16 protein-coding genes are annotated in these 21,643 nt (G+C 36.0%); 3 read left to right on the top strand and 13 right to left on the bottom strand.

Features of this window, described 5'->3' with window-relative positions; genetic code table 11:
* Positions 1–23 precede the first annotated feature (23 nt).
* Positions 24–6,236, bottom strand: coding sequence for an SNF2-related protein (locus HW098_RS06375; protein WP_176139592.1), 6,213 nt, complete (start codon positions 6,234–6,236; stop codon positions 24–26).
* 47 nt (positions 6,237–6,283) lie between these two features.
* Positions 6,284–6,694, bottom strand: coding sequence for a thrombospondin type 3 repeat-containing protein (locus tag HW098_RS06370; RefSeq protein WP_176139591.1), 411 nt, complete (start codon positions 6,692–6,694; stop codon positions 6,284–6,286).
* Between the two features lie 143 nt (positions 6,695–6,837).
* On the opposite strand from HW098_RS06370, the gene HW098_RS06365 reads away from it, so the two are divergent.
* From HW098_RS06365 to HW098_RS06355, 3 genes are read left to right on the top strand one after another with little or no spacing between them, the layout of a single operon-like run.
* Positions 6,838–7,101, top strand: coding sequence for a hypothetical protein (locus HW098_RS06365; protein WP_191995516.1), 264 nt, complete (start codon positions 6,838–6,840; stop codon positions 7,099–7,101).
* Between the two features lie 55 nt (positions 7,102–7,156).
* Positions 7,157–7,321, top strand: a complete 165-nt coding sequence (locus HW098_RS06360) for a hypothetical protein (protein ID WP_176139590.1) — start codon at positions 7,157–7,159, stop codon at positions 7,319–7,321.
* A 1-nt stretch (position 7,322) separates the two neighbouring features.
* On the top strand, positions 7,323–7,931 hold the full coding sequence (locus HW098_RS06355) for a hypothetical protein (RefSeq protein ID WP_000155338.1): 609 nt from the start codon (positions 7,323–7,325) through the stop codon (positions 7,929–7,931).
* Positions 7,932–7,965: 34 nt separating this feature from the next.
* On the opposite strand, the gene HW098_RS06350 is transcribed toward HW098_RS06355, so the two are convergent.
* From HW098_RS06350 to HW098_RS06300, 11 genes are all read right to left on the bottom strand, one after another.
* Positions 7,966–10,779 (bottom strand): phage tail tip lysozyme, encoded by a 2,814-nt coding sequence (locus HW098_RS06350; RefSeq protein WP_024475353.1) that lies wholly within the window; start codon positions 10,777–10,779, stop codon positions 7,966–7,968.
* A gap of 11 nt (positions 10,780–10,790) precedes the next feature.
* A complete protein-coding gene (locus HW098_RS06345; protein ID WP_176139589.1) occupies positions 10,791–13,148 on the bottom strand; it encodes an AAA family ATPase in 2,358 nt (785 codons plus the stop codon).
* Positions 13,099–13,458: a PrgI family protein gene (locus HW098_RS06340; RefSeq protein ID WP_001097589.1), complete on the bottom strand. Its 360-nt coding sequence runs from the start codon at positions 13,456–13,458 to the stop codon at positions 13,099–13,101. Before HW098_RS06340 ends, HW098_RS06345 begins: the two co-directional genes overlap by 50 nt.
* Before the next feature lie 53 nt (positions 13,459–13,511).
* Positions 13,512–14,366, bottom strand: a complete 855-nt coding sequence (locus HW098_RS06335) for a conjugal transfer protein TrbL (protein ID WP_176139588.1) — start codon at positions 14,364–14,366, stop codon at positions 13,512–13,514.
* A gap of 16 nt (positions 14,367–14,382) precedes the next feature.
* Positions 14,383–14,625, bottom strand: coding sequence for a hypothetical protein (locus HW098_RS06330; protein WP_000627865.1), 243 nt, complete (start codon positions 14,623–14,625; stop codon positions 14,383–14,385).
* Between the two features lie 20 nt (positions 14,626–14,645).
* Positions 14,646–16,523 carry a type IV secretory system conjugative DNA transfer family protein gene (locus HW098_RS06325; protein ID WP_012677090.1) on the bottom strand — a complete coding sequence of 626 codons (1,878 nt, stop codon included), beginning with the start codon at positions 16,521–16,523 and terminating at the stop codon, positions 14,646–14,648.
* Complete coding sequence (locus tag HW098_RS06320; RefSeq protein ID WP_000093672.1) at positions 16,523–17,011, bottom strand: hypothetical protein; 489 nt, start codon at positions 17,009–17,011, stop codon at positions 16,523–16,525. Before HW098_RS06320 ends, HW098_RS06325 begins: the two co-directional genes overlap by 1 nt.
* Positions 17,001–17,300, bottom strand: coding sequence for a hypothetical protein (locus HW098_RS06315; RefSeq protein ID WP_003042486.1), 300 nt, complete (start codon positions 17,298–17,300; stop codon positions 17,001–17,003). The genes HW098_RS06320 and HW098_RS06315 overlap by 11 nt, the downstream gene beginning before the upstream one ends.
* A 793-nt stretch (positions 17,301–18,093) precedes the next feature.
* Positions 18,094–19,281 carry an MFS transporter gene (locus tag HW098_RS06310; RefSeq protein ID WP_084925385.1) on the bottom strand — a complete coding sequence of 396 codons (1,188 nt, stop codon included), beginning with the start codon at positions 19,279–19,281 and terminating at the stop codon, positions 18,094–18,096.
* Positions 19,265–20,380 carry a biotin carboxylase gene (locus HW098_RS06305; RefSeq protein ID WP_084925387.1) on the bottom strand — a complete coding sequence of 372 codons (1,116 nt, stop codon included), beginning with the start codon at positions 20,378–20,380 and terminating at the stop codon, positions 19,265–19,267. The genes HW098_RS06310 and HW098_RS06305 overlap by 17 nt, the downstream gene beginning before the upstream one ends.
* Positions 20,380–21,582, bottom strand: coding sequence for a Nikkomycin biosynthesis domain protein (locus HW098_RS06300; RefSeq protein ID WP_084925389.1), 1,203 nt, complete (start codon positions 21,580–21,582; stop codon positions 20,380–20,382). The genes HW098_RS06305 and HW098_RS06300 overlap by 1 nt, the downstream gene beginning before the upstream one ends.
* Positions 21,583–21,643 lie beyond the last annotated feature (61 nt).

The raw sequence follows: 21,643 nt of genomic DNA, 5'->3' as shown, positions 1-21,643 counted from the left end.
TGTCCGCTATTTGTATCTATTTTTTAATCTAATTCAAAAGAAAGTTGTTCTTGCTTTTCTTTTCCTTTTTCGTGGAATTGTCTTAAGGCCTGATCAATAATATCTAAATCCGTTTCTGTTTCAATCAATGGTGCGAGTACATCGTATTCGGCCTTTTTTGTTTGATAATCCTCTTCCTTTGGAAAATTTTTCTCAATTTCTACCTTAGCAGTAGTCCATTTATCCTTTAATTCATCCAATAAGTTCTGAGTTTTCACTTGGTCCTCTTTAATGTGATCAATCGTATGCTGAAGCCTTTGAATTGTCCCTAAAGGAGAATACAAATCTAAACTGACAGAATATTGATTTTCTCCTACAATCTTAACAGAGAAGGTTTCAGGAAGAGGTTGATTTATTGGAAGACTAAGCATTTTAATGTCAAATCCTCGATAGCTTGCTAGGGTACGAAATTCTTTGCTGTCAGCTTGATTATGACGGATAAGACGGTGTAGGGATTCCCCTGCTTCAGCTCGTTGATCAAAAGCTTGTTTACCTACCCTCATAGAAAATGCCTGGTCTTTCGATATTTCAGACTGTTGAATATCGCCTTCATACTTGCTTAATCGTTTCTCAAGAATGGGCATATTTTCTTCACAGTAAGAGATTGTATGACGATAGTGATCCTTGCTGCGTTGAAAGGCGCGTCTTTGATTTTCTAATAGAGTTAGATCATTCTCTAGTTCCATCTTATATTTGAGATAAGGATTACCTGTTGCTAATGCCTTAAAATCAGAAGCTGTCATGGTTTGCTCATCAATGTCTTCTGCAGCACGAATCGGCTCCTTAGAAGTCATAATCTGCTTAATATAACGGAGTTTGTTCTCCTGAGTTGCCCATAGATAATTATCAAATGAACCTTTGGTAATGTAGTGGTAAATATCCACTTCCTTGTTTTCATTTCCCTGTCGGATAATCCGTCCATTGCGTTGCTGAATGTCACTTGGTCTCCAAGGGACATCCAGATGATGAACTGCTTTCATCTTGCTCTGAACATTTAAACCTGTTCCTCCTTTTTCAGTTGAGGCAAGGAGAATCCGCACCTCTCCTGCATTGACCTTTCGAGACAAACTATTCTTCTTTTCATCACTATTGGCATCATGTACAAAGGCAATTTCCTTACTAGGGATTCCTCTATCAACTAATAAAGCCTTAATCTCAGAATAAACATCAAAGCCATTGTCCTTTTTCTTAGGTGTTCCAATATCTGAAAAAATCATCTGAGTAGCCTTATTTTCCATTCCTTCACGATAAATTCTCTCAACATTATCCACTACCTGAAGCAGTTTATGATTGTCTGCTAGACTATAACTAGAGTCCAATAAACGCATATCAATTGCTAGTTTTCGTGCCTCGCCCGTAATTTTTAACATGTTATCCTGACTCGGATCTACTGTTCCACATTTGACCATATCTGACCTCATAACCAATTCTTCTAAATAGAGTTTCTGGTTTTCAGTTAACTCACTCTCAATAGGGATAATATGAGCTTCTGGAACAGGTAAATCCAACATATCTTGTGTTTGAATGTCGGCTGTTTCTTTGTAGATTTTCATCAACTCAGGTAGATTGACAAACTTTTTAAATCGTTTCTTAGGTTGGTACTTATCCCCTGTAGGAGCTAATTCCATAGAGTTTTGAATTTCTCCAAAAGCACCTACCCAAGAGTCAAAATAATCAACTTGATAGCGTTTTAAGATATCTGGTTGAATGTAGTTCATCATAGTATATAACTCACTAATAGAATTGGAAACAGGTGTTCCTGTCGCAAAGACAATGTTTTTAAAATCATGTTCTTCCTGAATCTGTCGAACCTTCATTTCCATATCCACATTCTTCTTAGACGTTGTATTGGTAATCCCTGCTACATTTCCAAGTCCAGTAATTGGACGTATATTTTTAAAGTGATGTGCTTCATCCACAAAGAGAAAATCAATTCCTAAGTTCTCAAAATCAATAAAACTATCACGATTAAAGCGTTGGAGTTCTTCCAATTGTCTCTCAAGACCACTTATTGATTGCTCTGCTTCTTTAACGGTGTACTTATTTTCAGAATGTGTTTTAATCTCTCGTAGTTCATTGAGTTTGTCCTCGATATAATTCATCTGTCTTTCCTTACTGACAGGGATTTTTTCAAATTGAGAATCCCCAATGACAATGGCATCGTAATCTCCTGTAATGATACGTGACACCAATTGTTTTCTTCTCGCCTTCACAAAATCTTTCTTAGTGGTCACAAAGACTTTTTTAGTAGGGAAAAATTTCATGATTTCTTGGCCAAACTGAGCAGACAAACTAGAGGGCACCACATACAAGGGCTTATGAACCATCCCCAACTCCTTTAATTTAAACCCAGCACCAAGCATGGTCAAGGTCTTTCCTGAACCTACCTCATGAGCTAATAAAGCTCTTTTTTCTTCTACGATTCTTTGAATAGCATTCTCTTGATGAGGACGAAGACTGATGTTTTGTGCCAAGCCATCAATGACTAGATGGCTACCATCATACTCTCGACTAACTGTTCGATTATAAAGACGATTATAGCTTTCCTCAATGACCTGTTGGACTTCTGGATACCGTGAGACAAATTCTTGAAAGAGCTCTTGTAAATGCTGCTCTTTTGCTCTTAGAACAGAGGTTTTTTCCAAATCTGTGATAGTCTTTTTCTTTTCCCCTTCCGTAACAGTCATGGTAATCGTCGGTTGGTTCGAATTAAGTAAATTCTCAAAAATCTTTCTTCCTGTATCATAACGTGACCCACTAACTCCAAGACTACTATCTTTGGCACTTGGATAGCGATAAACAAATGATGTCCTTAAATGAACCTGGCCATCGACAGGATTCACTTCAATGACTTGTTCAACATCTGGCGAAGACAATTCAAATTCACGATTGGTAAAACATTCAAAGGCAAATTTACCATAAACGGATTGAGGAATCCAACGTGACCCTATTTTGAACTCAATATCTGCCAGATGAATCCGTGGAGGGCGAACAGATTCTAACAAATCTAAAGCATGAGACCAGTCAAATTCTTGGTTGTTTTCATCTACTAATAGTTGAACTACTTCTATCTTATTGAGAATATCTCCTGACAAAAACTGGTTCTTAGAAAGATATTTTCTTTCCCCTCTTAAATAACTTTCTGGATCCATTAAAACCTGGTCACCTAACTCATCTAAAATAGCAGCTTGGCTATGTTCGGGATAAATTGATACCATATAGTCTAAATCAACTCCTCTACCATCCGATAAACTGGAGTTTAAGGCATCTAAAGCCGTTGATACTCTTGTAATCTCTCTCTCTGGTCTAACCAATGCTTTCTCAAAGGCTAAAGATTTTTTATATTTTACTTTCTGGTCTTTAGAATCGATGTATTCATCTTCTAAACTTGCTAGTAAAGAATACTTATCGTCACTATCAAATAAGTTCCGATTGACTGAGGCATTCAAGTATCCAAATTGACTTACAAAGCGGTCATAGTTATGATTGAGTTTACTAAGTAACACCTGAAATTCTGTCCGACTATAATCTTGATGACGTTGAATTTCAATTAAGGATTGATAGGTCTCTCTCAAATCAACCATGCCCTTAATGCGACTAATATCCTTATCCGATAAGGGACTTTCATAAAAGACAGTTTTTTTGAACAGTCCCTTATATTTCCCTCTTTTACTCGCTTCTTCTGACTTGTAAACATCTAGTGCTTCCTCTTCTGTCAAATGAAGTTGCACGAATCGGTCTATTTTATGTTCAGACAAAGAACTGTCCCAAGCTTTAAAATCTCCCTTCTCATCTACATAATAACTAATTTCGTCTACTTTTGAACTTTTCCGAATGCCATGCGTATCTCGGTAATAAATTTGATTTCCCTCATATCCAAAAGAATAGAGCGCTAAGTCCTCACGTATACGACTTGGGATCGAATTATCCACTTCTTCTTGGATAAAAACAGGTGCTTTCAAAGAATTGTCAATTTGTTTAGGTGCTTCCACATTCTCGAATGCTTTCATTATATCAGTAGATAATGTTTCTGATTCCCCCTTTACATTGAGGGTTCCTCCATTAAAATTACGTACTTCATATTCACCCAAAACTTGTGTGTTGTATTTCCCATCAAAATAAGGATTGATCCAGACACGCTTATCTTCCTCAAAGGGAATAGAGCCACTAAAGACAAGTTCCTCCTCATTAAGATTCTTTGCTTGATCCTTTTGAAAGAAGAGGAGATCTGTGGTCACTCGAGTACCTGCAATCGTTTTAAAAGCCGTATCCGGCAAACGAACACCCCCTAAAAAATGAGTGTTGGTTTTAATCTCTTGTAAGACATTATCTGTCCGCTTATCCATTGTCCCAATAGATGAGATAATCGACACTTGTCCTCCGTCTCTTACTAAATCAAGTGAGTGTTTGACAAAGTAATCATGAATCATATAAGGTTTATCGTAGTTTTTATCGGCAATGCGAAAATTTCCAAAAGGAACATTCGTTAAGACTAAATCAAAACTATTATTTTGATAGGGAACTTCTTCAAATCCTCGCACTTCAATATGGGTATTGGGGTGGAGTTGTTTTGCGATTGCGCCTGTCACACTGTCTAATTCAACCCCATAGAGCTCTGATTTATCTCGTATACTTCTAGGCATCGCCGCAAAGAAGTTCCCAGTCCCCATAGAAGGATCTAATATCCTTCCTCCCTCAAAACCATCATCCAGTAATTTTTGCCAAATCTGGCGAATAATCATTGGGTTTGTATAATAGGCTGTGAGAGAACTTTGTTTCATGGTGGAGTATTCTGATTTACTTACTAAACTCTTAAGAGTTAAACGTTCTGCTTCATACTTTGGATTGAGTTCATCGAAAAATTCATTAGCAAGACCACCCCATCCAACATACTTGGCTAGTAGTTCTTGTTCTTCTGGACTTGCTTGTCGTCTCTCTTTTTCTAATCTTTTAACAAGATCAATTGCGGCGATATTCGTTTCAATTTTTTCTCGATTTGTCTTAGGATAAAAGTCCTCTAAATCATCTGGAAAAACAAAATCTTGAACAGGGACATCCGTCTCTTCTATGCCTACAATAAGCGTTTCTGTTTCCTTTTCATTTTCATTTTCTTCTTCCAGGTAGGAAAACAAATCTATTTCCTGACTTTCACTTGATGAATCAATCTCAATCTCTGAATTTTCTTTTTCAAGTTCTACGAGAGACAATACTTGTCCAATCTCTTCTAAACTGTTCAAGTATAAGATAGGATTTTCTTCAAATAACTGGTTGGAATCATTGAATAGCTCTAGGCGAACTAAGTCATTTAACTGGGCATTTTCAATCGAAACCAACTGAAATACTTGTCCTTTATAACTTACTTGTGAACCGATTGGATATTCCCTCAAAGCGTCTTCTACAATTTTATCGACATTAGAAAAGGGGTTCGTTTCTTCCGTTTCCTGTTCAATATCGCTTGAAGGAGATAAGGATTCCGCTACTTGCTTAGACTTTTCGCTTATAGCCTTTACATCATCAAAGTGAGTAATAATCTTCAGCTTTTGTGTCAGTGGAAGTTGTTGGTAGTTTTCTTCATGATGGACAAGATCCGTAACAGTATCTAAAGTAGCCATCAATTCTGAACCCAAATAAGCTAGAACATCTCCCTCTTTTTCTTCAAAATGAATCTCAAGAACTTCTTTTTTAAGCTCTTTTGAGTCAACCATTAGAAGAAACTCCTCTATATCTCTACTAATGCGGTCAGATAGATTATTCGCAACCCGATAGACATTGACTAAATTGACATCCTGTTTCTGATGACATACAAGCTCACTTAATGGTGTTAGCTTCTCTTTTTCAGATTGGATATAAAATCGAGTGGAAAGGTTATAGGTTGCGACTTCTAGCACCAAGTTTTTCTCAAAATTACTTAATTGAGATAATTTACTTAGACCTGCTTGTCCAAAATTTCTTGTGTAACTTTCTAAATCTTGGTCATTATTTTCAGAACTAGCCTCTAGGAAAGAAATAATATCTTGATCAAAAGAATAGACGTGAGGAATCTCTTCTAACTTGCCCTCTTCAGTCAAAAAATTCTCTACCAAATCCTGCCATTTCTCATCAAAATGTTGCGCTTGATAACGAAGAAATAGGGTCATTTTCTCCCTATCTTTTTGAATTGTTCCACGAAACATAGCCAATAATTGCATTACTTCCATACTTGCTCCTTTCATCTATACGAAAATAGGAGAATCACATGATTCCCCTACAACTCTATCTCCATTTCAACCTTTTGAGGACTGGTTTCTAAATCACTAGACAAAAGAGAAACGGCATCTGTTCTCATGTAGTAAGTATATAAGTCTTCAAGGTCTTGTTCGTTTTCAATCCCTGTTTCAATACTAATCAGAGCCTGTATAAATTCCTTGTAGTGACTCTCCATCATATCTGAAATCTTTTGTTTCATTTCCATAAATACTGAAGATGGTTCAGTTATACTTGTTTGGTCTATGTCTTGTAAATCCTTTTCTAAGGGATTGGTTCCTTCTTCTACTTCCACTAAATCTGAACGTCCATCACCATCAGAATCTGCGCTAAGAGGATTGGTTCCTAGCGCAAATTCTTGAGCATCAGTCAGTCCATCTTGATCCGAATCACGTTGATAAATGGTTTCCATATACTTCCTTCTTTCCTAGTTAATCTTTTTTCACTCCAATCCTACCAAATATTCCTTGAAAGAAGTATCACAACAAAAAAAGAGAACGAGCCAAAACCTCGTTCTCCTTAAAATGATAAAACGTTACTATCAAAGTAAAAAAGATGACTTACAGAACCTGTAAGCCACCTAGTCAGTCGGTTTATTCTGGTGTCTGCCACCGCTTGGCCCTTACGTCCAAGATTGCTATCGGATTTTGTTCTGGTGTCCGCCACCGCTTGGCCCTTATGTCCAAGATTACTATCAGATTGACCATGAGCCAACCACTCATCTACACCATTATTCTAACGAATATGAGCTACAAACGCAAGAGAAAAACTTATTTTGGATTTATACACTGTAAAAAACATACACTATCTTCAGATTGAACTTTTGTTCAAAATAAGCTATAATGAATTTAAGTAGAAACAGGAGGTAGAACAAATGGCTACAATCAGTTTAACACGTGATATAAAACTAACAAACGAAGATGCTCTAAAAATTCTTAATCATAAACCATCTAAAAAGCTACAAGCCGTCTTGAAATCTATTGAATCACAGGACGCTACCGATCCAACGAAAAATAAACTCATTTCAAAGTATCTGTAAGATGACAATTCAAGTAACACCACTTAAGCAATATCTTGAAAATATTCAAGTGCTAGCTCCTGATAAAACTGAGAAACAAGTTCAGGATCTATTTAAAACTATCATTTTAGAAAATGTTGATTTCAACGGTAATGAAGAGATGTTGACTTATCTATCTGATAAAGCTCCCAATTTTGAAAAACAACATCGTTCTCGTAATTTTATCGTTGAAGAAACTGAAACAAATAACATCATAGGATTCTTTAGTTTATCTCTCAAAGTTGTTGATATTTCTGATTTAGAGAAATCCTTAAAAAAGAAACTCGTCCTAAAAGGGAAAAGTCCCAAAAATATTGATTATCTCCCTGTGTTACTTATCGGTCAATTCGGCAAAAACACAAAGCTAAATAAACTATCAGGACAAGAGTTATTTGAAATTGTAATTCAAAAAATTGAAGAATTTCGAGCAATTGTAGGAACTCAGATGGTATTTTTAGATAGTATCAATCATCCTAAAGTCATTCAATTTTATGAACAGTTCGGATTTGTTGCTTACAGTCAATTGATTAAAGATGATCATCAAGTAAGTTATCAGCCTATGGCATTAAATATGTCGCTCTATAAAAAATAAGAATCATGTCACCTAAACTGATGACATGATTCTTTTATTTCGTAGTATAGGCAAAACTGATGGCACTATCTGCTTGAGAGATTTTTCTAAAGGTATAGTTAGGATTACCCCCATAGTTTGTCTCAGACACAAGGAAAGAACCATCATCATATACTTTCTCGACAAAAGCCACATGACCGTAGATGGCTGGTGTGCCATGTGTACCTCCCACAAAAGAAACAATGGCACCTGCTCTTGGTGTAGAGCCAGTTTCCCCACCAAGACTTGAAGCTGTCGCAACCCAGTCCTGACCATTTCCCATGGTATTAATGATTGAAATCTTCTCTCCGTTTCTACCTTTTAGCTTTAATCCTAACTGGTTCATACGAGCCGCAACACCCCATGTACATTGTCCATAGGCATAGGCCATACCATCTCCACCACCAGGAACAGAATGATCATACAAGTCCCCACGAACCCCTTCAAGGGATTGTGGGTCACTTTTTGCCTGTCCTCCATTTGTTTGACTAAAGCCTTTTTCAATTTGATAATACCATTCCGTTGCTCTGGTTTGTCTTTCCAGTAGTTTATCACCAGAATTTCCTTCCCAATAGGTCAGAAAGAGTTGGGCGAGATTGGCTGCACTGCCCGTATTTTTAAAAAAATCTTTTAACCAACTTTGATAGTAAGGACTATCCCCATGAAGCATAAAATCAAGTTGGAGGTCTAAATCATACCACTTCTTATTTTGGGTGCGTGCATAATTTAACAAAGCTGTATGACGTGTTGAACCATCTGCGGTATCCGTCCATTGACCTAACCCCAAACCTCTATGAAGGATATTAGGATAAGCACCACTATAAATGGCTGGCCCTCCTATCGCTAACCAGCTTTCATCATCCCATGAGGAATCGGTAGCGCCAACTGGAGGAGATAAATAATCCCCTTCAGCTCGTTTAGGATTGATAGAAGACTCTACCGACCAATTTCCTAAAATAGCCGCAATGGCTTGGGGACTTGCCCCTTGAGATTTCAAAAACTCATAAATATGTTTTGCTCGTTCAAACTCATCCCCACCAAACTGACCAATGGCAGGTAAGATAGTTGTCTGAAGTTGAATGACTTTTGGAAAATAAAATTGCGGATTGACATACACCAATTTTTCTTTCTTGTTCTTATACTTTTGATAGGAAACTTTCAAACCTGTATCGTCTGGGGTCTCACCAATAACATCACCAGTTAAGACCCTTGTTCCCTCAATCGCACGGCCATTATGAATAGAATACAAGGTCAATCGACTCTCATTCTCTCCTTTTCCGTTAGTAAGGATAACATCATCTCCGTCAAGAGATACAACTCCATCCATTGGTGCGACAATTGTTTGGTGAGCCTTCGCTTCTAGTAGAATGTACTCCTGAAGGGTAGGTTTTCCGTCTAAATCATAGTATCCATAACGATAAGTCATGGTTAGACTATCTTCGTTGCTTTTCCCCTCAAATGGATTGTCCAATTCCTGCATGGAAGCATACACACCCTCTTCTTTTAGTTCCTTTATTTCCTCTTGATCGTCTTTCGATAGTTTATACTTAGGAGTTTCATAAAGGTCTTGCATGGATTTCAAATCTTCCCCATCGTTTAAATCATGCCACAAAGTAGATAGATAATCCTTGTAAGTTTCTGAACTAAATAAGTGAACTGGTTTGTCTAACTCATAGTCATGGAATTTAAAGTTCATATACCCCATCACATCATCAACTTTTGTGTAATAGGTAATTCCTTTGTCATTTGTGCGAGTATATTCTGCATCTTCCCAAGTTAGGTGGGTATAAGCTTTTGTTAATTCAAATTCATCTTGTTGAATCAAACTAGCAGATGAAAATCCTAAAAAGAAGCTCATCATAAGTAAGAGAAGAAAGACTAATCCTCCAACTATCCAGGTTGCAGGATTTCCAGCCGCAAATGTAAAGAAGGAAAAGGCTGCTTTTAGTTTTTGATAGATATTTCGAACACTTGTAAGACCTTGTTTCTTTAATTTTCGAAACCGATTTTTAAAGGAACTTGGATTCTCTTTCGCTAGTTTCCATCCTTTTCCATCCTTAAAATGATGGTATCGCTCTTTTGTGTTGGTCAGTCTTTTCTTGGTAAAACGACCTGTTGCTTGTCCTGTTTTGACACTAGCTTTTCCAAGATTATAAGAAAGCCGACTGTAGCGTTTCCCTTTTCTAATGGTCTCTTGAAGTGTGCGATAGCCTTCTAAATCTTCATTTTCTGAAGCTAACTCTCCACCTTCACGTCCAAGGACATAAAGGAAAGTTTTGGCTTTCCTACTAACCTTTTTGGATTTATAGGCTTGTTTAGTAGATTTTAAATTTTCTTTGGCGGCCTTGACTTCTTTCTTAGCTTTTAATTCTTCTAAACTCTTCCCTTGAAAGAAAAAATTAGATTTTTGTTTCGATTCCTGACCGTAGAGAAATTTTTGATTGGTTTTTCTTTCTTTACGACTCTCTTTTCTTTCTTCTTTTGCTTCTACCTTGGCTTCTCTAAATTGCTTCTTGGCTATTTTCAATCGTTTCCTAGCATGAGGCAACCGTCTGTCTCTTAATTCTTTGCGATTCAAAAGAGAGGGAGGACTATTTTGAAGAATATGATTGTAGTCTTCATTTGCTTGTTTTACTCTCTCCTTTGAAGCTTCTCTCATCTCCTCTAGCTTTTGCTTTATCTCTTTTTTCCATGCTTTTTCATCCAGTACAGCGGAATCTTTTTTCTGTTTCCTTACCTCCTTCTTTCCTTTTTTCAAGAATTTTTTCTCATCTTTTAGGCTTCTTCTAAATGCCTTTCGGGCACGTATGATTTTTCTTTTATCCTTCATTTACCTTCCCCTTAGTTAGAAGCCATTTTATCAGGATCCGTACTCATGATATCAAACAATTGAGTACCTTGAGGAATCTTATTTTTAAAGGGTACGACAACTGAACCAGCTTTTATCAGTCCTGCCCCTTTTTCTGGATTGACAAGGTATTTTTCGAGTTCTTTTGACAAGCCTAAGAGTTGAACCAGTTCTTCTCGGTCATTTTTTGCTTGCTTGAGGAGAATCATAAATTCACTATTGGCAATAATCCGTCTACCATTTGGATCTAACAATAAGGTTTCGACGTTTTGAGTTATTCCAGTCGGACTGGCTCCATATTTTCTGACACGACTCCACAATTTAAAGAAGAAATCACTGGCATATTTATCTAATAAGAGAAGCTGCATTTCATCAAAATAAATCCAGGTCTTCTTCCCTAATTTTTGGTTCCGAACAACACGATTCCATATCTGATCAAAAACAACCATGAGAGCGATTTGTTTCAGCTCATCTCCTAACTTTTTAACATTATAGATTAAGAAATTAGATCCTGTCTGAATATTGGTCTTATGAGAAAAAATATCAAGAGAACCTTCGACATACAGTTCCATATCAAGTGCCAAATTCTGCGCTTCTTCTTCTGGTTGTTGGCTCAAGACAAAGACCCATTCTTCCAAAGAAGGTTCTTTAAATGACTGATAGGTGAGTCTGGTGACTCGGTCGATAATCGATTTTTCTCTTCCATCCATTTTCCTATCCAATAATTTGCCGATAAAAGATAAAAGAAATTCTGATTTTACCTTTACAGGATCCTCATCCATATTTTCCTCAGACAAGTCAAGGACATTGAGATAAGTTTGGGAATCGGGCGCAATATCAATCATTTCTCCCCCAAAAGCTCGTCCAATGACACTGTATTCTGCTTCTGGATCCACGATGATAATTTCAGTATTTTCACCAGATTCCTTGATTTTGGTCGTGATAATTTCATGCTTAGTTGCCATCCCTTTCCCAGCTCCAGATGTTCCTAAAATCAGACCAGACGGTGTATTTAATAGGCTGCGATCAATGGTAATAATATTGCTTGAGATTTGATTGATACCGTAATATTTCCCACTACGGTCTTGTAAATCTACTGAAGTCCAAGGTGAGTTTACTGCTACATTAGATGTTAATAAACTCCGTGATACTCCCTCTAAAAAATCACAACCAAATGGCAGCAAACTATTAAAGGCTGCTTCTTGCATATATGGAAGTTTATCAATCATTAGGTCATTTGAGCCGGCCACTTGTTGGATAGTGTCTAGGGCTTGTTTGAGTTCTTCTTCATCCTGACCAAAGACCCCAATCAAGAAGACCGTTTGAAATAGTTTATCTCCTGTCTCGGTCATGGTTTTTAAGAGTTCCTCAGCTTCATCGATATTGCTTTCTAATACATGACCTACTTTTTCCAAATAGATACCTGTACGAGCTAGTTTTTGTTGTTCCCCAATCTTTTGGGATTCCATTAAGGTTTTCTTTGTTCGTAGTTTCTTCATGGCATCTGCCTTGGTCGAACTTTGAGCATGAAGGCTTACAATCAATTCCAGATCTCCTTGCATGAGGTCTCGGATAAACTGATCCCCTAATTCCATACCGTAGTCTCTCACATAGACAATCTGCAATAAGCGGTCATTTATTTGTAGGTAATTCTTGTTTTTGAAATCTAAGAGATTAGGCGCTATGAAGTGACGAGTTGTCTGACCAGATTTCGTTAAATCACGGTAAGAAAAAGGAAGATGGTGTTCTCCTCTAAGCATATCGGCCAACAAGTTCACCCGTTCTTCTCCAGCCAAGGATTCAAATCGTGCATCAATTTCTGAGAAACCACTCTTGAAATATTCTCCAATTTGAGACAAGGAACGATAGGCTTGTTTGGGATTAGTGTCCTTTCTTCCAAAGCTAATCAGTTTCACAGCCGAAAAGTTATTTTCCCCACTGTCTAAATTCTGATTCATCATCCGATTCAATTCTTTACGATAGGTATCATATCCATCTTCTTTTTCCTCATACAAAACACTTTGTCTAAACTTTTCTAAATTCAATCTTTTATTAAAAATGGTCAATTGGAAGTTGGTTTGGTCATCTAAAGAGTTAATCAAATCAGAATACTTCTCAATGATTGCCCCCTTATCTTCTAAACCAACGGTCTGGTAATTGACATCACCAAGTAAGTAGCTTTGTGAGAAATAATCTTCTTTCACCTGCATCAGACCATTTTGATACAGGGCTTGATAAGAGAGAGTATTAGCCGTAGAGGGTAACACTTCCTCTTTTTTCCCTTTAACTTCTTTCTTTTTATTAGTCATTGAAGTTTTTTGTTTCTTTAATGTATTTGATTTTCTTTTCATGTTCAGGTCCTTTCTTTCCTGTAATTGTGCGTAGAGGAACCGTTAGTTCAAAATGAAGACGGTATTTCAAATAATGTTCAAAATATAAATCATTGGGTTTATAGACTCCAAAAAGCATGAGGGGAATGGTAAAGGCAAACACAAAACCGTAAACAAACCAATCTCCAAATTGCCAGAAAAAGAGATTCAAGCCCAAAACAATAATTGTGACAATAAAGGCTGGTAAAACAAAAATGATTTGTCTTGTGGTGAAACCTAACCAAGCCCTGTGTTGGTATTTTGAGATGTCTTTAAAGACACGTGTATTCATGACTTTCCTTTCTAAAAAGGCTAAGAAGCAATCACTTCCTAGCCTTTATCTAATTACATACCTAAGATTGAGCGAGCCGTACGTTGAGAACCAACGAGGGCAATAATCAGTAAGATAGCTTGTATTAAACTACCAAACATAATCGCAAGAGATTGCAAGACTCCTGCACCATTTGAAACAGCTATTTTCCCAGCAGATTCAAACAAAGGAACAAGAGAAACAATCAGAAAAATAAGAATCCCTTGTACCGCATAGACCATAATATTTTTTAAATAGCCAATACCAATAGACTTCCACTCATCACTTAAAAATGTTGGAATCGTAAGAGGGGCAAATGGAATCATAAGGTAGAGTTGAATAAATCGAATAGATACCAAAAGATTAACCATGGCTGCACTTACTATCCGAACTAGCCAAATGAGGAGGGCGAAAAATCCCACAATCATCCGGCCAATAAATCCTGAACCTTTTAATCCAGAGATGGTATCATACTTTGCCCCACCGTGAGCCACAATCGAGGCCACTTGTTCAATGGCGTGACTCGCAATCCCGATGATGGCTTCTACAATCACGGTAGTGTTGGTAATTACCACTGCGACCATAATATAACTAATCAACATCGGCGCTAATGCTTCAAAGGTCATCGCTCCTCCTGAGTTAGCAATCTTCTTTGCCATCTTCGAAAATTCTAAGATGAGAACAACTGATAAAATCGCAACTCCAAGAGGCTGCATGACACTTTTAGTAATACTAGACATATAAGTCCAAACTGTTGGATTGTAGCTAGATAGGGATTTAATCAGATCTACCGTAGATTGTAAATCCACATTAAATCCTTCAAATAAATTTTCAGCTGATATTTTTTCAGATGCAAGGTAAACAAAGGGTGAGACTAAACTAAGATTCATGTCATTGTTTATCCTCCTAAATTGAAATCTGGGTTACAAAGGCTCCAGCAGCCCCTACCATAACACCACCGACAATTTCAAGAATGGCATTCCGAACACCTGGTCCACCATCTTTAATGTTGGTTGCAAGGTTGACAATCCCCACAACAACGAGAAAGGCACCAACTGCAATCAATCCCTTCTGTAACAAAGACATAGCTTGTGCAAACATAGCACTTGCGTCTACTCCATAAACAAAACCTTTAAAATGCGTAATCATCTATTTCCTCTTTTCTATTTTTATTTTAAACTAGATTCAAAAGTTAAATCACGAATTCTAAGGTCGTCAAGATAATTTTCTTGTCTTTGATTCAAAGGATTGATTTGATAGTTCCACCACCGTTCATCGCTTTCTTGATTAGCTAGGTACTTCCAGTTTGGATGCTTAGTGGAATTGTATTTTTTGCTTTTAAAGACAGGCATATTGGCAATTCGAACCAAGCATTCATGCCGTTTCATATTTCCGACCTCATCGGGTGTCATTAAGTCACGAGCAATCTTTTGATGAGAAAGGGATCCTGAACCTGTTTGGCCAAAGGAACGACTAGTATTTCGAACATCAATGGTTTGTTTACCGAGTAAGCCACTCATAAATTTAAAGGTATCTTCATCATTACCACCTAAGTAGACTAAGCTATCACAGTTCCCCAAAATGGTTTTCCAAGCTTCTTTTTCTTTATAGAGCCCTTGAAGTTGGGCAATATTTTGAAGAATAGGAACGAGACTCATATTTCGAGAACGGACTGTTGAGGTTTGTTCAGCAAAATCTGGAATTTCTCCGATATTTGCGAACTCATCTAAGTAAACTCTCACATGAAGAGGCAATTGACCCTTAAAATCAATATCTGCTTGTCTTGTTAGGGTTTGAAATACGGTTGAAAAAAAGAGGGCTGAAAGAAAGCGAAAGGTACTATCGTTATCTGGGATAACTAAGTAAACCATTGATTTTTCCTTGCCCCATGTCTTCATATCAAGGGTATCTCTTTTGGTCAAGTCCATGACACTTTGAATATTGAAGAGGGCAAATTTAGCAGTGGTTACAGCTATAACAGAATCCAGAGTCTTATCCTTATAATTTTGAAAATCTGCCCAATTTCGCATGGTAAAATTTTCAGTCCCATACTTTTTAGCATAATTTTCAAATAGAATTTCTAAGACACTTTTTTCCTGGTTTTCACCCTTAGATAAGTGTTTAATGAGTTTTGAGATTTCAGCAAAACTTGGATAACGACCTCGTTTTTTTCGCTCTTCCACTTCTTTTTTTTGACGTTTCAACAAGTTTTGATATTCCTTTTGACTTAAACGACTTTCTTCTATGAGCTGTTCTCTTGTTTTAGGTGGATTATAGAAATCGACTAAGTAAGAGGCTAAAGCTCGAACCAAAGTCATAGAAGCTTCATCCCAAAATGGATCACTTCGGGAGCCAGAGCCTTTGGTGTTATTAAAATAAACAGTCAGCATGCGATTCAAATCGTTTTCTGTTTCTATATAGCGAAAAGGATTAAAGCCATCTGAGTTCTTCATATTGACTAAATCTAACACCTTTACTTGGTAGCCATGTTCTAAAAAGAGTTTGCCTGTTTTCTCGGCCAAGTGATCTTTAGGATCCACTACAATATTAGAACTATTCATCTGAATCAGATTGGGTTTCACAAAGCGAAATGTCTTCCCACTTCCTGAACCTCCAATCACCGCAATATTCTTATTTCTATCATATTGGGGTGGTTTTTTATCTAATAATGTCAAACGAACATCTTGTGCTAAGATCGTATCATGAGAAAATTCCTTACCGTAAAAGAGCTTCTTTTCTTTTAGAGTTCCAAAACGGGCGCTCCCGTATTCTACCCCTTCTCGGTATTGTTTTTTACCAGTCTCTAGATAGAGATAAACCAGTAACATCATCACAAAACCTAGTAGAAAAAAAGCACTTGATTTTCCAGTAAAAGAAACATTCCATGGCGACTGAAGAACTTCATCTTGACCTTCCATCAGAAGATGAGTCCATTTATCTAAGGTATTTCCAGTATAGGAATCATACAAAAGCGTCAAACGATGAAAAAGATAGCCTAGTAAGATACCTAACAGTGAGAATAGTAGGAATTTTTTTCCACTGTACATCATCTCACCATCTCTTTCTGTTTGACGGCTCCTTCTTGTCTAAAGGTAATTTGGGATTTAGCTTCATCAATAGCATCATCTAATGACTTATCCATGGTAAAATCAGCTAATTTCTCCGGATCATTAACCATTTTTTCTAAAAGATGGTCTAAATGATTGTCTAAAATCGAACGGTCTTTCGCGTAGAAATGTAGAGAATCCCCTTGCCAAGCGATGGCTAAAGGAATCTCTTCTTTTTCTAAAAAAGCTTTAAATTTCTCTATATCAATTGGTTTGTCTAAAAAATCTTTTTTCAGATTAATCGTATCAATCGCATAGGGAGATTGTAGCAATTCTTCTAATTTCTGCACTCCTATCTTATAGGCGGAATCCTGTGCTAAAGCCTGACGTCTAGACCATTCTAGAATCTTTAAAAGACTTTTTACAGTAAATAAAAGACTACGCTCTGCATATTGAACTGCCATTCGTTCCTGTTGTTCAGAGGACATCTGACGCCTCCTTCTTCACAAATAGCAGTTTTCCTTCTTTATAGCGATAAGCTATCAATTTCTGATGTTGCTTAATCGACTTGACAACCTGCAGTAGATCTCTCGAATAAGGTTCTCGAAGAGTAACTTCTACTGCCTTCCCATCAAAGATACCAACACGTTTAAATTCAATGTAGTCTTTTTTGAGATGTCCTAAGCCCATACCAAAGGGAAAGTGATGAATCAATTGGATGGTACAACCACCTTTATTTCCCATTTGTTTCAAATCATACAAGTTTACTACCTTCATGATTAACTCCTTTATCTAGTTTGTCGCATCGTTTAAGTCTGGTAACGATAAACTCCGTGTCTGTTAGAAAATTCTCACACACGTCTTGTGCCAGTTGCCCTTCACAGGGAAATACTCTCAGTCCCTACTTACACAGGCACGCTAATCAAGACGGAGTGGATTCAATTTTCAAAGAACAGGTAGCTTTATTATAGATAAGAGTAGTTGAAATTTTTATCACATTTTTGGGGTTGTTGGAATAATCAGGTAAGTGCTAATTTCTAGCTCCTCTCACAACACCCTACATACATTCTATGTTTTATGAACAGTAGCTATCATTTACATTTTCAAACTACCACTCTATCAGATTAAAAGTCAAAATAGGCGCTTCTACTTCGAGAGATACTCATTTAATGGTTCAGCAATTCGCACTACTTCTGTTACAGAAATTTCATCACTATGACTTCTCACGATTTGTTATTAGTTCACTTTGTGGGCTTGCTCATGAAACCAAACAGAGTAAGTCGTAAAAGAAAAAAGCAGTACAATGAACTGCTTTTACGGATTCAGATATATCTGCTTTACCGTATGAAATACCGCTAATCTTTAGGATTATATACTTGTTAGCAAAAATACAAATATGATTATAAAATTTACCTTAGAATTTTAAATCTTGTGGCTATGTAAACTAATATTAGCTGGCTCAATATAAGTTTGAAAATAACTTTCCTCGAATTGAAAAATATAAATAAGAATGGTGGAGTATGCTCTACCATTCTTATTTATATTTTTTAAAAGTTAATAACGACTTTTACTATATCTTATCTTCATCATTACATTTTGTCATCATAAAAATCATAAATCCAATGAAATAAATAAATAGCTGACCAATTCCTATATATTGAAAGAGTGACCAACTTTTCATATCAAGAGCTGCTGCGACAAAGCTACCAAATGGAATAAATAGACCGCTTATCATAAAAATGATACTAAACACTCGTCCTAAAAATTCTGAATCAACTGATATTTGTAGATATGACATTAGATTGATATTAAATACCGTCACACAAAATGTAAACGAACCAAAGAGTAATAATACAACAATCTGTGAAGAATGAAAAAATCCTAGCAATAGTAGCGCTATGGAAGCTGGTAATAATAGGTGAAAGAACTCCTTTGGCCCCAGTTGCTTTTTATATAATCCAGCAAGCAAGGCACCAACAATACTACCAAACGACTGAGCAATAAGGATAAAAGCATAGATATGATCAAACCCGGAAAAAGAAGAAGTAAATGGTAGATAGAATGCATAAATGGCATCCAAAAAATTTAAAAAAGCACTAGCAACTAAAATCACTAATAGAGATTTATCAGAAACAACATAGTTAAAACCTTCTCTAATTCCTTTAAATAAATTGACCTTTTTTGTTTCGCTACGAAATATAGTTTGGAAATGAGACTCGCAGAATGCTGAGACAAAAAAAGACAATGAATTGATTAGCATTCCATATTTAAAACCGAACTGCTGTATAACAAAAACAGATAACAATGGTGCTGAGACTGCAACAACCTCTGATAAGATTTTGGATAAAGAGTTATATCTATAAATTCCCTCTTGCGATAATAAATCTCTAACAATTGCCTTATATGTAGGTCTATTAAAACTAAATAAAATGGCAAGTATGATATTAACAGCAATAAAAGTCCAAATGTTTTGTGGATTATAAAATAAGAATAATAAAAAGGTAACGATGCCAGCAATTAAATCTGTGATTATAAGAGTTTTTTTCCGTTCGTTAAAATCTGCAAAATGACCTGCAAATAAATTTAGAAGCAATTGAATAATTGATTCACTGGATTGGTACAACATCATAAAAAAAGACGATTTTGTTGCCAAGTTCGCAATTAATACCTTGTTAGCATAATCAAAGATAATATTTCCGAAATTTGTGGTTTGACCTTGAACTAACATCAGCAAGATATTTTTATTTTCTTTGTTCATATAAATATTCCTTTAAACTCTCAAAAACTTGCTCAAAATCCTCTTTAATATCAGCTGAAAATGTAATTAAGTATCTCAAATCCTCTAATGAAGTAGCTTTTTCCCCTAATTTTTCGGGATATTCTCTGAAGTAGTCATATTTTACTGGTAAAACTGGAGGTTCTTGTCTCTTGCCATTTTGAAAAACTGCTAATGTTGACGCAAAACGCTTTGGTTGATTTAAACATTTTGGATGATATGAAATATCGTTTTTTAAGCGCCAATAAGTTTCAAGGATATCAAATTGAAAAGCCAGCTTAATCAATAAAGGAATATTTCCGCCTCCAAACCGTTTCCCAATTTCACAAAAGCTCAATCGATCACTTTCAGAATGATAAAAAAATTCTGCATGAAAGGGATGGACAGCTTCAGTCCCTAAGTTATACAAAACTGTCTGCGTCTCTTCCTTCAATCTCTTAATAAAGGAAGTGTCACTATATTTCGAATTTGTTTTTATGACATTAAAGAAGCTATCTTTAATATCTAAAATATTTCCAACATACTCATGGGTGAAGAAATAAGCTATTTTTCCATTTACTGCAATTCCATCACAAGTAAACATCGCATCGAACTGCTCAACTGTTTCGAGTAAATAATCCTTACTAGTGTAGTAATTCGGTACTTGAGAAACTTTACGAACTCCCTTCCCAGATGCTTCACTACGAAGTTTAATCATAAACTCCTCAGGTAACACTGATATTGGATTAAGTAGAGTTGGTTGCAAGACTTTTCCGGCTAACATTTGTCTCATTAATTTTTTATCTTTATACGCAAAATTTATTTTCCATGCATCTTTAGTATTGGTAAAAATAGATTTTAAAATACCTACAATATGCATTAATCCTTCATCAAGTGTAAAAATATCAGAAATGCTATCTCGGTTATCAAAAAAAGTTAGTAATTCAGAAAAATCAAAGTTCTCTAAAGTAAAGATATTTTCCTCTAAAAATGACTGCTCTAGGTATACATTTTTTAAATGTTCGGGACATATTATTGACAAATTAATATCTGGTTTAATTCCGATACCAGATGGATGATAACGATAAATAAAAAACTTCATTAGTTATACCTCGTATGTTGCAGTAGCCACTTTTCAATAGATAGGAGCGCTTGTTCAGTTTTCTTAAAGTCTTTACCGTATAGTGATAATCCAATTACTGCATCTGCGCTATGAAAGGCACTATTCAAATTTTGTCCCACCTTCACGTACTCGATATAATCAAAAATAGAAAACTGTTGTTTTATCTCATTAGTTATAGTTGGTAATTCTTTAATAGTTCCTGCTCGTTTTGCGGTTAGAAGCCAACCTGTATTTGGAAATTCTTTGGGAAGTTCAGGTAATATTTCTCCGCTGATACTATAAATCAGCAGCTTAAGAGGATTGCAACCAAATTTATATTCTAAATTTTGCCTAATACGTGCGCCTCCGATTCTGCAGGCAATTTCCAGAAAAATAATATCCTTCAAATCATAAAAGACTTCTAAATGAAATAAGTATGTCCCTTGTAAATCCAATTTACTTGATAAAAAAATAGCATAACCTACTAGTTCCTTATAGCCAGTGCTGTCCTTATCTAACGAAACAGCTGCTGCTGAGCCTCCTTGTTTGATTAACAATGGATTATAAAGATACTTAGAAGGCTCACAATAGATAATTTCACCATTGCTCACAAAACCATCAATATGATAAATATCACTCTCAATATACTCTTGAACAAGTATTTGTTCCCCTTGATTAAATAAACTTTCCTTTAGTTTAACCAAATCATTAATTGTTTGAACACGGAAAGTGTCCACAGACCCTGCACCACTTAATGGTTTTAAAATAATATCTTGATGTCTATCAAAAAAATATTGAAGTTCAGAAAAACAATCTATTTTTTGTGATTCAGGAATTCTAACTCCTAACTCTTTAACTCTTTTTGTCATTACATTTTTATCACGAAAAATAATCGCTTCATCTACTTTTTGACCTCCAATATGAAATTTTTCTCTCAGTTCTGCCGCTAATAGGATATCAAATTCATCTAAAGGTATAATCGCATCAAAAGACTCTGATTTAAGTAATTTTTCTGCCTTTTCTCTACGTGTATTCTGGTCTCCAGCAACACCAGCCAATTTAACATTTTTGGGTAATTTAACTCTAAACGACTCTCTCTTTGACTCATCAATTAGTAAGGTGAAGTGATGATTAGTAGGAAGACAACTGAGTATATCTGTATAGTTTTCTCTATATGGATGTAAGATAAGTATATTTTTCATCAATTTTAACTTTCTATTGAATTATTAGTTTTAACACTTTTATAAAGCAGGTAAATATTTT

The organism is Streptococcus sp. 1453 (assembly GCF_013276955.1).
Lineage (GTDB): Bacteria > Bacillota > Bacilli > Lactobacillales > Streptococcaceae > Streptococcus.
Note: the sequence above shows the minus strand (reverse complement) of the source record. Positions and strands in the feature narration are given on the sequence as shown.

Coding starts and splice junctions, on each gene's coding strand:
- HW098_RS06375 (WP_176139592.1), bottom strand. CDS start 6,236: ATGGAAGTAATGCAATTATTGGCTATGTTTCGTGGAACAATTCAAAAA.
- HW098_RS06370 (WP_176139591.1), bottom strand. CDS start 6,694: ATGGAAACCATTTATCAACGTGATTCGGATCAAGATGGACTGACTGAT.
- HW098_RS06365 (WP_191995516.1), top strand. CDS start 6,838: ATGACTTACAGAACCTGTAAGCCACCTAGTCAGTCGGTTTATTCTGGT.
- HW098_RS06360 (WP_176139590.1), top strand. CDS start 7,157: ATGGCTACAATCAGTTTAACACGTGATATAAAACTAACAAACGAAGAT.
- HW098_RS06355 (WP_000155338.1), top strand. CDS start 7,323: ATGACAATTCAAGTAACACCACTTAAGCAATATCTTGAAAATATTCAA.
- HW098_RS06350 (WP_024475353.1), bottom strand. CDS start 10,779: ATGAAGGATAAAAGAAAAATCATACGTGCCCGAAAGGCATTTAGAAGA.
- HW098_RS06345 (WP_176139589.1), bottom strand. CDS start 13,148: ATGAAAAGAAAATCAAATACATTAAAGAAACAAAAAACTTCAATGACT.
- HW098_RS06340 (WP_001097589.1), bottom strand. CDS start 13,458: ATGAATACACGTGTCTTTAAAGACATCTCAAAATACCAACACAGGGCT.
- HW098_RS06335 (WP_176139588.1), bottom strand. CDS start 14,366: ATGAATCTTAGTTTAGTCTCACCCTTTGTTTACCTTGCATCTGAAAAA.
- HW098_RS06330 (WP_000627865.1), bottom strand. CDS start 14,625: ATGATTACGCATTTTAAAGGTTTTGTTTATGGAGTAGACGCAAGTGCT.
- HW098_RS06325 (WP_012677090.1), bottom strand. CDS start 16,523: ATGTACAGTGGAAAAAAATTCCTACTATTCTCACTGTTAGGTATCTTA.
- HW098_RS06320 (WP_000093672.1), bottom strand. CDS start 17,011: ATGTCCTCTGAACAACAGGAACGAATGGCAGTTCAATATGCAGAGCGT.
- HW098_RS06315 (WP_003042486.1), bottom strand. CDS start 17,300: ATGAAGGTAGTAAACTTGTATGATTTGAAACAAATGGGAAATAAAGGT.
- HW098_RS06310 (WP_084925385.1), bottom strand. CDS start 19,281: ATGAACAAAGAAAATAAAAATATCTTGCTGATGTTAGTTCAAGGTCAA.
- HW098_RS06305 (WP_084925387.1), bottom strand. CDS start 20,380: ATGAAGTTTTTTATTTATCGTTATCATCCATCTGGTATCGGAATTAAA.
- HW098_RS06300 (WP_084925389.1), bottom strand. CDS start 21,582: ATGAAAAATATACTTATCTTACATCCATATAGAGAAAACTATACAGAT.